The sequence below is a fragment of the Flavobacterium sp. ZB4P23 genome, from assembly GCF_003970375.1.
Taxonomy (GTDB): Bacteria; Bacteroidota; Bacteroidia; order Flavobacteriales; family Flavobacteriaceae; genus Flavobacterium.
Genome location: NZ_RYDK01000002.1, coordinates 470416 through 483701, shown reverse-complemented (window position 1 = coordinate 483701; position 13286 = coordinate 470416). Strand labels below are relative to the sequence as shown.

Here is a 13286-nt window from a genome sequence, read left to right as displayed (position 1 = left end):
ATGGAAAAAGAGAATATTGCAGTAGGTCTAGATATTGGGACAACTAAAATAGTTGCCATGATAGGCAAGAAGAATGAATATGGCAAACTAGAAATTTTAGGTGTAGGAAAATCTAAAAGTTTAGGTGTAGCAAGAGGCGTGGTAAATAATATTACTCAAACCATACAGTCAATACAGCAAGCGATTCAAGAAGCCGAAAATAATTCAGGTTATAAAATAAAAGATGTAGTGGTAGGAATCGCGGGACAACACATCCGCAGTATTCAGCATACTGATTATATCAGTAGAAGCAATCCCGAAGAAGTAATTGGAGGGAATGACATTCAGCTTTTGATTGATCAAGTAAATAAATTGGCCATGTTGCCAGGGGAAGAAATCATACATGTTTTGCCGCAAGAATTTAAAATTGACGGACAATCCGAAATCAAAGAGCCTATAGGAATGTATGGCGGACGATTAGAGTCTAGTTTTCATGTTGTAGTGGGGCAAGCTTCATCGATACGTAATGTAGGCAGATGCATTCAAAGTTCCGGAATCGAATTATCAGGTTTAACATTAGAACCATTGGCTTCAGCAGATGCCGTTTTGAGTCAGGAAGAAAAAGAAGCTGGAGTTGCATTGATCGATATTGGTGGAGGAACAACAGATTTGGCTATTTTTAAAGATGGTATTATTCGTCACACAGCGGTAATTCCTTTTGGTGGTAATGTCATTACGGAAGATATCAAAGAAGGATGCTCGATTATTGAAAAACAAGCTGAATTGTTGAAAGTTAAATTTGGTTCTGCTTGGCCAGGAGAAAACAGAGACAACGAAATTGTTTCCATTCCGGGATTAAGAGGCAGAGAACCAAAAGAAATTTCGTTAAAGAATCTTTCCAAAATAATTCATGCGCGTGTTGTTGAGATCGTAGATCAAGTATTTACAGAGGTAAAAGCATACGGTCATGAAGATCCTCGCAAAAAGCTAATTGCAGGGATAGTGCTTACTGGCGGAGGTGCTCAATTGAAACACATCAAGCAATTAGTAGAATACATTACTGGGATGGATACCAGAATTGGATATCCAAATGAACATCTGGCAGGGAATTCTGACGAGGAGATTTCAAGTCCTTTGTACGCAACAGCTGTTGGGTTAGTAATGAAAAGTATTGAGAATAAATCACAGAGTGCAGTTAGAAAAGATGCTGTAGAGCAACCAAGAACATTGGCTTACAGGGCAGCCGCGGCTGAAAATCTAGTGTATGAAATTCCTGAAAAAGAGGAAGAGGAAGAGGAAGAAGGTCAGAATTCAAAAGAAAAACAGAATTCTACCGTAAACAGAATACAGAAAAATTTCTTTGATCGTTATGTTGATAAGATTAAAGACTTTCTGGATAATGCAGAATAGACAGTAAAAACATTCACAAGAATTAATAATAAATATCAAAAACCAAATAAAATGATGAGCAACTCAGAATTTGGAAGTATTTCATTTGATTTACCAAAAAACCAATCAAATGTAATCAAAGTTATTGGTGTAGGTGGAGGCGGAAGTAACGCTATCAATCACATGTTTAAACAAGGGATCAAAGGCGTAGATTTTATCGTATGTAATACGGATTCTCAAGCTTTACAGAGTAGTTCTGTGCCTAATAAAATTCAGCTAGGAGTACACTTAACCGAAGGACTTGGTGCAGGAGCAAACCCGGATGTTGGACAGCAATCAGCTATTGAAAGCATTTCCGAGATTGAAAAAATGTTGGATCGCAATACTAAAATGGTATTTATCACAGCCGGAATGGGTGGTGGTACTGGTACGGGTGCTGCACCAGTAATTGCACAATTGGCTAAAGAAAGAGACATTCTTACGGTGGGTATTGTGACTTTGCCTTTCTTGTTTGAAGGGAAAGTGCGTCAGGAACAAGCCTTAATTGGTATCGAAAAATTACGCAAACAAGTCGATTCTTTAATTGTTATCAATAATAATAAATTAAGAGAAGTATATGGAAATCTTGGTTTCAAAGCAGGGTTTTCAAAAGCAGATGAAGTTTTGGCGACAGCCTCAAGAGGTATTGCCGAAGTAATTACGCATCACTACACCCAGAATATCGATTTAAGAGATGCGAAAACAGTATTGTTTAATAGCGGAACGGCTATTATGGGATCTTCTGTTTCTTCAGGTGAAAACAGAGCTAAGGAAGCGATTATCGCCGCTTTAGATTCTCCTTTGTTGAATGACAATAAAATTACAGGTGCCAAAAACGTATTGTTGCTTATCGTTTCTGGAACTAATGAAATTACCATTGACGAAATAGGAGAGATTAATGATCACATACAAGTGGAAGCAGGCCATAACGCTAACATTATCATGGGAGTTGGTGAAGATGAATCTCTGGGAGACGCTATTGCTGTGACCATTATTGCCACAGGATTTGATATCGAACAACAAAACGAAATTGTAAATACAGAACCAAAAAAAATAATACATACACTAGGGGACGAACAGCGAAGTGTTCATAATCTAACCAACAAGACAGTTGCTGCATTTGATTTGAATATGGAATCACCATCGACTAATTCAAATGAGAGAGTTATTTTTGATTTATTAGAAGATACAGTAGCTGCTCCTGAGCCAGTGGTAACGGTGCCAGTCATTAATAACGAAGAACTAATCGTTATGTCTGAATTTATCAAAAATTTAGATGTGACTTTTGAAATTGTTTCTCCAATAACAGATATTGATTTTACAATCACATCACCTGTGGCCGAGGTTAAAGAGCTAAAGACTATTCAGCCAAAAGCAGTAGAAAGACAGGAACAAACTACATTCTCCTTTGATCTGCCACTTTTTAAAACAGCGCCTGTAGTTCCGGTAGAGGCCAGTAAAATTTTATTTGAATTGACTCCAGAAACGAGTGATATAAGAGTAAATGAAGCCGTTCAATTTGTTCCGGTAACGGAATTGACAGATAACGGAATCATTAAATATTCTCTTGAAGAATATATGGAGCCAGAAAATGATTTCATGGCAAAACCAGTAGCGAAAACTCCAGAGGTTGTAATTCCGGAGGAATTAAATATTACCATGAAACAAGTTGACAGCGCAGCGCTGGTTCCAGTTGACTTTCAAGCAATTTCGCCTACTGAAATGACTATCGAAGAATCATTGCGAATGAGAGCGGATGAAAGAAGGAAAAAATTAAAAGAATTCAATTATAAGTTTCATAACAATGTCTCTAAAATTGAAGAATATGAAAAAGAACCGGCCTACAAAAGATTAGGAATAGACATTTCAAACCATCAAGCTAATAATACGAATTCTAGAATTTCTGTAGGAACGGATAGTAATAATGATTTGCAGCTGCGTTCAAATAATTCATACTTACACGATAACGTGGATTAATGAACTCAAAATAAACTAAGTAACCCGAAAATTTAATTTGATTTTCGGGTTACTTTTTTTGTGTAATCTGAACAAGGCAATTTGTTGTTAATTCCAGTAAATTTTTTTAAATTTGTCGGGCATTAAAAAAGCGGTTGTTTCAAGTCCCGCAAAAAAAAGCAGGAGCCTTTACTACCCTTTTGAACATTCAGAAAAGTAGTGGTTTTATAATGAGCATTTCAATAATCGATTTGATAAATAATCGATTAATAAATAAACACTAAATATTATGAGTTTATCAATACACATCATGGACGAAATTAAAACCGCCATGAGAGCCAAAGACACAGTTGCTCTAGAAGCCTTAAGAGCTATTAAATCTGAAATTTTACTAGCGCAAACCGCTACAGGATCAAAAGAAGAAATCTCAGAGGATGATGAAATAAAATTGCTTCAAAAATTAGTAAAAACCCGTAAGGATAGCGCTAAAATTTTTACAGAACAAAATCGTTTGGATTTGGCTGAACCAGAATTAGCACAAATAGCAGTAATAGAAAAATTCTTGCCAGCACAATTAAGCGAAGCAGAAGTAGAAGCTGTAGTAGCAAAAATCATTGCCGAAACTGGTGCCGCAGGCATTGCAGCAATGGGAAAAGTAATGGGATTGGCCGCAGCACAATTAGGTGGAACTGCTGAGGGGAAAACGATCTCTACTATAGTTAAAAAATTATTGACATAGATTTATGATTTAAGAGCAACAGTTTTATATATAGGATATAAAACTGTTGCTGAATAATCTGAAATAATATTGACTGCGTAGTTCAACTGGATAGAATATCAGATTTCGACTCTGAGGGTTGCAGGTTCGAACCCTGCCGTGGTCACTTTAATACCCTGTTTATAAGGCTTAGCAAAGGTTTTACTTAACATTTACTTAACCATTTTCAAAACACTCATTTTTTGGGTGTTTTTTAAGTTTATATAAGTAACTGAAATAAATTAAAATTCCCCTCTAATATTAAAAAAAATCTGATTAATCAACTATTAATAGAATTTAATTAAATAATGTTTACACGCACGTAACAGATAATGCAATATTCAATATAATTCAATTGATTGATTTTATACACGCGTAACAGATAGGTGCAAACCTTTATTTTTACGCTTGTTTAATTTGAATTTAATTAGGTAATGCAAAAAAATCGCTCATCTCTGAACGGTTGTTTTTACATCATAAGTAAATTTTCAATTATGCCCAACGGGTAACGATATCAAATAATTTCATTTTGTCCGATTTAAGTATTTGAAAGTTCGAATGAAATTAATGAAAATTGGAACAAATCAAGGCGAATATTTCTTTGTATATTTGCAACCTCAAAAATAATTTAAATAATGATCGAAGATAAAAACCCACAACGCACAAGTATTGCTCAGTTAGGCGAATTTGGATTGATTGCCCATTTGACAAAAAACTTCAAAATCAATCAGCCTTCAACTTTAAAAGGAATTGGCGATGACGCCGCTGTTTTGGATTTCAAAGATAAAAGAGTAGTAGTTTCGACGGATTTATTGATAGAAGGTGTGCATTTTGATTTGGCATACATGCCCTTAAAACATTTGGGCTACAAAGCGGTAGTGGTCAATGTTTCTGATATTTGCGCCATGAATGCTAAACCCACGCAAATCACGGTTTCAGTAGCAGTCTCTAATCGTTTTCCTTTAGAAGCTTTGGATGAATTGTTTGCAGGAATTACGCATGCTGCAAATGAATACAATGTAGATGTTATCGGTGGGGATACGACTTCCTCCCAGAAAGGGTTAATCATCAGTATAACTGCCATTGGCGAAGCAGATGAAAATGAAATCGTGTATAGAAATGGTGCCAAACAAACAGATTTATTAGTCGTAACTGGCGATATTGGGGCTGCTTATATGGGGTTGCAAGTTTTGGAACGCGAAAAGCAAGTGTTTCAGGTGAATCCAAATTCACAACCGGATTTAGATGCGTACACATATTTAATTGAACGACAATTGAAACCGGAAGCACGCAAAGATGTTCGTACTCTATTGCACGCTTTAGAAATAAGACCAACTTCAATGATTGATATTTCAGATGGATTATCGTCTGAGATTATGCATTTGTGCAAACAATCTAAGGTAGGGTGTAATTTATACGAAGACAAACTACCAATTGATCCAACATTTATTAATGTTTGTGAAGAATTCGATATCGACAGTACCACTGTTGCCATAAACGGAGGCGAAGATTATGAATTGCTTTTCACTATTGCCATGGACGATTTTGAAAAAATCAAAGGGAATCCAAACTTTACAATCATTGGGCACATGACACAAGAAAGCGAAGGCATTCATTTAGTGACTCGTGCCAACACGAAAATAGCATTGAAAGCTCGTGGTTGGGATGCTTTGAGTGAATAGAAATCTCTTTAAAACAAATAAAAAACGACACCTATTAAGTGTCGTTTTTTATTTGATAAAATTAAAATAGCAATCCTTTGTTTTTAGCTTCCTGGACTAAATCAATATCGCTTCCATGTTCTATTTTTAATAATTCTTTTAAATTCAGTTTGCGTTGCTCAATTGCTCCAAGTGAAATTGGAATATATTGTGGAATGTCATTCAGCTTGGTTCCTTTTGATATATGAAACAAAATATCTTTATCAAATTGATCAATTTCTATTGTATTTTCCTCTGCCTGATTCAACATTTTTAAAACGGACTGGCTGTAATATTTTTCGTTTTTTATAACCTTATCGAAAGCAAAAATTAATTCATCAAAAGTTAAATCGTTTTTTATAACCAGTCCACTTGGATTTATTGTTTTGATAATGGTTTTTATCTTCAACAATTCGGTATACATGGTTAGTAATATAATTTTGCAGTTTGGCATGTATTCTAATATTAATTTTGCCAAATCCTCGCCGGAATAAATATTTTTTTCTTCATAAGGCGGCATACTAATATCTAAAAAAGCAATGTCAAATGGCACAACAGCTGGATTGGTAATAATATGGTAGGCTGATTCGCAATCTTTTGCTTTAGTTATAAGAAACTCGAATTCCTCCGGATTATACCTCGTAATTGCATTTTTATATCCTTCTATTATAAAAGGATGGTCGTCAACTATTAATATTTCATTCTTTGTTTTTACTGTATCAACGGAATCATTAGCCATTTTGTATAAGTTGTAAGATTGTTTTTATTCTATTGGGGTGGTAACCGTTATAATTGTTCCTCCTTTTTTTGAGGATTGTATGTCAAAGATACCATCGCATTCTTTGGTCCGAAAAAGTATGTTTTGCAGACCAATGCCTTTTTTAGCTGTTTTTATATTAAAACCAACACCATTGTCACTAATTTTTAAAATCAAATGATCTTCTTCTTTTCTTAGTTCTATTTTAATGGTGTTAGCATTAGCATATTTATTACTGTTTTGGAGTGCTTCCTGCAGAATACGGTATAAATTGATTTTTAGTGAGTTACTTACTAGTTCCCATTTTATAGCTGGATCAATACTTGAAATTAATTTTGATTTATGAGTCTTTTTTTGGTCTTCAAATAAATTATTAACTATGGCGACGAAGTTATTAATTAATTCTGATTTTTCTCTATTCAAGTCATGTGAAATTTCTCGAATATCCTGCTCAATATTTTTTAATTCTATTAAATAATTATTTCTCTTCTCCACAGCAGTCCCGTCAACAATCTTATTCAAGCTGTCCAAGTTAATTCGCACTCCAAACATCCTGCCTAAAACGCCGTCGTGTAATTCGCGTGCTACTCTTTTCTTTTCCTTAATTCTATTTATTTCAATCGTGTTTTGTTGTGTGATCATTAAATTATAGATCTCTTCATTGGCCATTTGCTGTTGTTGCTTGAATAACAATTCTCTGTTTTTTGCTTTTTGGGTTCTTATGACAAAGGAAAATAAACCAAGCATTGCTAAACCACTAAAAATATAAACTAAATTCCTGTTTTGTTGTACTAAGTCCTTATTCTCGTTTTTTATTTCCTCTGTTTCGTATTCGATACGGGTAAATTTATTACCCATTTTACGTTCTGATTTTTGTAATTTCTCGCTAACTTGAATGTATTCGTTTCCATAAACCACAGCGTTTTGTGGCTCTATAATTGATAATTGCTTCAGCGAATTTAAAACGTTACGATAATTGTTTGTTTTTTTGGATAATTCAAGGGCTTGTTTGGCAAACTGACTTGCTCGTAAAGTTTCATTCTTTGAAATGAAATATTCGGATAAATTTATTTTACTGGCTATGACACCCGTAGTAAGTTGTAAACCATCTCTTATTTTTAATGACCGAAAGAACAAACCTGGCAACCCTTCCTTTTCATTAAGCTTGAATTTAGAATACGCTAAATTATTCAATAACATGGCGTATAATGATGGCTTATCTTTAAATACATTTTTTTGATCTAGTCCTTTTTGAAAATATATTTTCGCCTGCTTGTAGTCTTGCGTCTTAAGGTGGAGGTAACCAATGTTATTGTAAGAAGTCGCTTTTGGCTGATAAAAAGAGGCCATTAACTCGTCATCAATACTGGCTAAAGCTCTATTGTGATACCTCATGGCATTTTTATAATCCTCTAGTTCATTATAAATTAATCCTAATAAATTATAAGCTTCATACAAGATGTCGCTTTGGTCAGTATTCTTTATGATTTTTAAAGCTTTAGAAGCTGCTTTTTCAGACCCTAATAAGTCATTTTGATTAAATTGTAAATTAGCTTTTATTATTATAGTTTTTGCGACGTTATAATTGTCGTTTAACTCAAAATACATTTTTTCTGCTTTATTATAATAAAAGAATGAACTATCCGGAATGCCTTGAGAGTCATAATAATCTCCTAAATAATTATTCCCTTTTGCCATACTAAATGCATCTTGCTTCATTTCAGCTTTTTCAAGTACCAATCGCACTGTTCTTATATACTCCTTCCAATTTGCTAAGTTATAATAGCGATTAGCAATCTTGAAGAGGTTTACACGATATAAAGAATCATTTTCTTGTGGAGTTATGACTTGAAGTGCTTTTTTTACGTATTTTTCTCGTTGCTCAGACGGTAAATCAAAATCGTTGGACAATAAAAAATATGTAGAAAGGCTATCTTTAGAATCTAAAGTAATTTTATTTGGAGTGTTTTTTTGAGTACATCCACAAAATAAAAAAATAAATAAAAGTGTTGTATATATAGGATGTTTCAATAGTAAAAAGTTTTACCATCAAAAATAAGAAAATAAACGTATTAGCATAAAAAAAGCTGCCAAAAATTCGACAGCTTTTATAATTTAAAAAAAAATATATGTGGTTAGTCCATTTTTTTGTTTCCACCAGCAGAACCATTTCCAACAAGATTTAGTTGTACGTTTTCAATTTTGAAAACTTCTGCTTTGTTATCATTTTTTGTTGTTGAAGTAATTTCTTCATTTGAAGTAAATGAAGTTAATACCATTACTAAAGAAAATAATCCGATTGTTAAAATTGCTTTTTTCATAATTTGGGAATTTTATATTGTTGTTTGATTTTACTTTTCTAGAACCACATTAGCGTGGAATTCTTTTGTAAATCTACACAGACAACTTAATTTTTTCCTACAAAAAAAAGGGTATATGGTAGAACCTGCCCGAATGATAGTGAATGGGTATTAAATCCGGGTGAACGGACAATTTTAGATTTCTAAATAATTTCCGTTAGCAAATTCAGAGATAATAAGGTCGATGTTTGTCTTGTAAGACTTAGAAAAAGGAAGTTTTACGGTACTATTTTTTATGTAACACACAGAATTTCCGCTGTGAATTCTGGAAATATAGTTCCTATTTACAATATAACTGTTGTGAATCCTAATAAAGGGATATGACAATACCCCTTCAAAATGTTTCAATGTTTTAAAAGCCGTAATCATTTCCCCGTTATTTAAATGAATGTCCGTTGAATTATTATCGGCTCTAAGGTAACAGATGTCTTTTGCATCAATATAGCGATAATCCCCATATGATTTAATGCACAAAGTGAGTGACTGGCCCTGATGTACTGTTTCAGGTTGTGGCAGGAACGTTGGCTTTTCTTCAAGGATGATCGATTCATTTAAAGCAACCTCGCTTTCTACTTCCGATTTATTTAATTTTAAAATCAATTTTATTACATCGATTGGTACCAGTGGCTTTAATAAATAATCCATCACTTCATATTGTATTGCTTCAAAAGCCAACTCTTTTTTACGGGTGGTAATAATAATTTTAGGGATTATTTTTAGGTAACGGTGCAATTCATTGATCAATGCCAAAGACAAATTGCTAGTTGTATCAACAGGATCGATTTCAAGAAAAACTAATTGTGGCGTATGTTCTAAAATTAGATGTAGTCCATCAGTATAATTATTTGCGGAGGCCACAAAAGTTAGTTCTGAAAAACCATCAGCAATGCCTTTTGTTTTCAAAACACTTTCTTGATTGTCGTCAATAATAATGTACGAATAATTCATCAATTGCTTTTCCTGGGATTGTTAAGCATTACATCCGATTTCCAAAGCAAAATATACTTTGGTTTATTAAATTAGGTGGGGTGTTTTAGCAATTTAATGAAACAATAACATCAAAAAATGACTAAAATACTTGTGTTTAACATTCTAAAAATAAGCATTTAACTATTTTTTTATAGGTCTTGTTAATATGTTTTTAACAAATGTTGATACATTAAGATGAAATGCAGATTTATCCGATTAAGAACATGATTACTGTTTTAATAGACGTTTGAATTTAAATTCATTTCGTAAACACCTCTAGTTGTCAGCATAAAAACTTTCCTAAAGTGAAGCTGTTACTTGTTGTGCTGATGATTCAAAGAGTAAGAATGTCGATTGATAATAACTTTGTCCGAATTAACCACCAAAAAGTAACTGTTAAAAATATTTTTTTTAAAAATTTATCTTACTTTTATTCCAAAAAACAAAAACTATGAAAAAATTATTTGTCTTAATTTGCTTAACTTCTTCTTTATTTGGTTTTAGCCAAGAAAAAGAAACAATTGATTTTCGAAGAAATGAATTAAAAGGGAATGCGCTATTTTTAGTTCTAGGAGCGGTAGAATTAACTTATGAACGACTAATTAATGAGGATACTGGATTAGGAATTTCACTCTTTTTTGTGGCTGAAGATGAATTTGACACTAACTTTAGTCTTACTCCATACTACCGTGCTTATTTTGGAAAAAAACCAGCTGCTGGATTTTTTGTAGAAGGTTTTGCAATGTTAAATTCATATATAGATCACGGCTACACAACATACTATTACGATAATGGAACGACAATAACTAATTTTGTAGCAGATGAAGTAGGAGCTGATTTCGCACTTGGTTTTGGTCTAGGATCCAAATGGATTCATAGAAAAGGATTCGTCTTTGAATTTAATGCTGGAATAGGACGCAATTTATTTAGTGATAATAGTCCAGAGATAGTAGGACGTGGCGGAATAACGTTAGGATACCGATTTTAAACAAAAAAGCTTCTCAATCGAGAAGCTTTTTTTGAATATAGACTACAAATAATTATATTTTCATCAGCCAGTTTTTCATTGAAACTTCATTTTCAATAATTGATTTCAAATCTGCAATAGCCACACGGTCTTGTTTCATCGTGTCTCTGTGACGAATAGTAACCGTTTGATCTTCGATAGTTTGATGATCTACTGTGATACAAAACGGCGTTCCAAGCGCATCTTGTCTTCTGTAGCGTCTTCCTACGGCATCTTTTTCATCATACGTCACATTAAAATCCCAACGCAAATCGTCAATGATTTTATGTGCGATTTCTGGCAATCCGTCTTTTTTTACCAATGGCAAAATTGCTGCTTTAGTTGGAGCCAGAACCGAAGGTAATTTCAAAACAGTTCTTGTGGAGCCATCTTCTAATGTTTCTTCTTTTAATGAAGTGGCAAAAACAGCCAAAAACATTCTGTCTAATCCAACTGAAGTTTCCACTACATAAGGAACGTAATTCTGATTTAATTCAGCATCAAAATATTGTAATTTTCTGCCGGAAAACTGCTCGTGTGCTTTCAAATCAAAATCAGTTCTGGAGTGAATTCCTTCTAACTCTTTGAATCCAAACGGGAAATTAAACTCAATATCAGCCGCTGCATTGGCATAATGGGCTAATTTTTCATGATCGTGAAAACGATAATTTTCTCTTCCTAAACCAAGTGATAAATGCCATTTCAAGCGGGCTTCTTTCCAGAATTCATAATGCTTCATTTCATCGCCTGGACGCACAAAAAATTGCATTTCCATTTGTTCAAACTCCCGCATACGAAAAATAAACTGTCGGGCTACGATTTCATTTCTAAACGCTTTTCCAGTTTGTGCAATCCCAAAAGGAATTTTCATTCGTCCTGATTTTTGAACATTTAGGAAATTGACAAAAATACCTTGTGCCGTTTCCGGACGCAAATATAAATCCATTGCTGTATCTGCGGATGCGCCTAATTTGGTGCCAAACATTAAGTTAAACTGACGCACTTCGGTCCAGTTTCTGGAACCCGTTTCCGGACAAGCAATCTCCAGTTCTTCGATTAATGCTTTTACATCTTCCAAATCTTCATTTCCTAAAGAACGTCCCAATCGTTCCAGAATTTCTCTCTCTTTGGATTTATACTCTATAACGCGAGGATTTGTAGTCGCAAATTCCTGTTCATTGAAGGTGTCACCAAAACGCACTCTTGCCTTTTCGATTTCCTTGATTGCTTTTATGTTGAGTTTTTCAGCATAATCTTCAATCAAAACATCGGCTCTATATCTTTTTTTTGAATCTTTGTTGTCTATCAATGGATCGTTGAACGCGTCTACGTGACCCGATGCTTTCCAGGTAGTTGGGTGCATCAATATAGAGGCATCAAGACCTACAATGTTATCGTTCATTTGAACCATGGCGCGCCACCAATATTCGCGTATGTTCTTTTTTAATTCTACTCCGTTTTGTGCATAATCATAGACTGCACTTAAACCATCGTAAATTTCGCTTGACGGAAAAATAAATCCGTATTCTTTTGCATGCGAAATTACATTCTTAAATAAATCTTCTTGTTTTGCCATAATACTGCAAAAATATAAAAAGTGAACTTAAAAAAAAGGAAATTGTTAAAGATTGAAGCATTGTTTTGTCTATTTTTATAAACAAATCCCTGATTACATGTTTGAAAGCATTATTAATCTTTTTTTTCCAAAGGTCTGTTCCGGTTGCAACGCCTTTTTAATTGCGAACGAAAATGTGATTTGTACGGTTTGCAGACACGATATTCCGTTGACTAATCATCATTTGAATCCAGAGAATGATGCTTTCAAAAAATTTTACGGACGAATTCCTGTCGTGCATACTTCTGCTTTGTTTTATTTTCATAAAAAGGGAATTGTCCAAGTGCTTATTCATAATTTGAAATACAAAGGACACGAAGAAATAGGAACAATTCTTGGGGAATGGTACGCCGAGGATTTGAAAAACATTGAATTATTAACAACTGTAAATGAAATTATTCCAGTTCCATTGCATCGAAGGAAACTAAAAGAAAGGGGATACAACCAAGTTACTGCTTTTGGAAAAGCACTTTCCACTCGTTTAAATGTAGCTTACAATGACTCACTTTTGATTCGGAATGTGTATTCAAAAACGCAATCCAAGAAAAATTTACTAGGCAGAACGGAAGGAATCGAATCTATTTTTGATGTTTCCTTTACTGAAAAAAATCACAACAAACATTTCCTTTTAATTGATGATGTTATTACAACCGGAGCCACCTTAGAAGCTTGTTCCCGGGCTATACTTAAAATACCGGGTGCAAAAATCAGTATTGTTTGTATGGCGATGGCGCAGTCGTAATTTGGATATTTCGGTTC

11 protein-coding genes and 1 tRNA gene are annotated in these 13286 nt (G+C 33.9%); 7 read left to right on the top strand and 5 right to left on the bottom strand.

What is annotated here, in order from left to right; genetic code table 11:
- The 5 genes from ftsA (at position 1) to thiL (ending at position 5802) form a co-directional block, all read left to right on the top strand.
- Positions 1-1389: a cell division protein FtsA gene (gene ftsA, locus EKL99_RS05335; protein WP_126554666.1), complete on the top strand. Its 1389-nt coding sequence runs from the start codon at positions 1-3 to the stop codon at positions 1387-1389.
- A gap of 51 nt (positions 1390-1440) precedes the next feature.
- Positions 1441-3384 (top strand): cell division protein FtsZ, encoded by a 1944-nt coding sequence (gene ftsZ / locus EKL99_RS05330; protein WP_126461740.1) that lies wholly within the window; start codon positions 1441-1443, stop codon positions 3382-3384.
- 268 nt (positions 3385-3652) lie between these two features.
- Positions 3653-4102, top strand: coding sequence for a GatB/YqeY domain-containing protein (locus tag EKL99_RS05325; RefSeq protein WP_126461743.1), 450 nt, complete (start codon positions 3653-3655; stop codon positions 4100-4102).
- A gap of 71 nt (positions 4103-4173) precedes the next feature.
- Positions 4174-4247: transfer RNA gene (locus EKL99_RS05320), tRNA-Arg, on the top strand.
- A gap of 508 nt (positions 4248-4755) precedes the next feature.
- Positions 4756-5802: a thiamine-phosphate kinase gene (gene thiL, locus EKL99_RS05315; RefSeq protein ID WP_126461746.1), complete on the top strand. Its 1047-nt coding sequence runs from the start codon at positions 4756-4758 to the stop codon at positions 5800-5802.
- 61 nt (positions 5803-5863) lie between these two features.
- Here thiL and EKL99_RS05310 read toward each other — a convergent pair whose 3' ends face one another.
- The 4 genes from EKL99_RS05310 to EKL99_RS05295 all read right to left on the bottom strand — a co-directional run bounded on the left by EKL99_RS05310 (position 5864) and on the right by EKL99_RS05295 (position 9885).
- The gene (locus EKL99_RS05310) at positions 5864-6559 is read right to left on the bottom strand and encodes a response regulator (protein WP_126461750.1); all 696 of its coding nucleotides are present in this window, start codon (positions 6557-6559) and stop codon (positions 5864-5866) included.
- A gap of 24 nt (positions 6560-6583) precedes the next feature.
- Positions 6584-8608: a tetratricopeptide repeat-containing sensor histidine kinase gene (locus tag EKL99_RS05305; RefSeq protein ID WP_231507375.1), complete on the bottom strand. Its 2025-nt coding sequence runs from the start codon at positions 8606-8608 to the stop codon at positions 6584-6586.
- A gap of 104 nt (positions 8609-8712) precedes the next feature.
- Entirely contained in the window at positions 8713-8898 is a 186-nt protein-coding gene (locus EKL99_RS05300) for a hypothetical protein (protein ID WP_126563796.1), read from the bottom strand.
- Between the two features lie 174 nt (positions 8899-9072).
- Positions 9073-9885: a LytTR family DNA-binding domain-containing protein gene (locus EKL99_RS05295; protein WP_126461756.1), complete on the bottom strand. Its 813-nt coding sequence runs from the start codon at positions 9883-9885 to the stop codon at positions 9073-9075.
- A gap of 472 nt (positions 9886-10357) precedes the next feature.
- On the opposite strand from EKL99_RS05295, the gene EKL99_RS05290 reads away from it, so the two are divergent.
- Positions 10358-10894, top strand: coding sequence for a DUF3575 domain-containing protein (locus EKL99_RS05290; RefSeq protein WP_126569000.1), 537 nt, complete (start codon positions 10358-10360; stop codon positions 10892-10894).
- A 52-nt stretch (positions 10895-10946) separates the two neighbouring features.
- On the opposite strand, the gene EKL99_RS05285 is transcribed toward EKL99_RS05290, so the two are convergent.
- Positions 10947-12488 carry a glycine--tRNA ligase gene (locus EKL99_RS05285; RefSeq protein ID WP_126576519.1) on the bottom strand — a complete coding sequence of 514 codons (1542 nt, stop codon included), beginning with the start codon at positions 12486-12488 and terminating at the stop codon, positions 10947-10949.
- A 97-nt stretch (positions 12489-12585) separates the two neighbouring features.
- Between EKL99_RS05285 and EKL99_RS05280 the strand changes: the two genes are divergently transcribed.
- Positions 12586-13269, top strand: a complete 684-nt coding sequence (locus EKL99_RS05280) for a ComF family protein (RefSeq protein WP_126461765.1) — start codon at positions 12586-12588, stop codon at positions 13267-13269.
- Positions 13270-13286 lie beyond the last annotated feature (17 nt).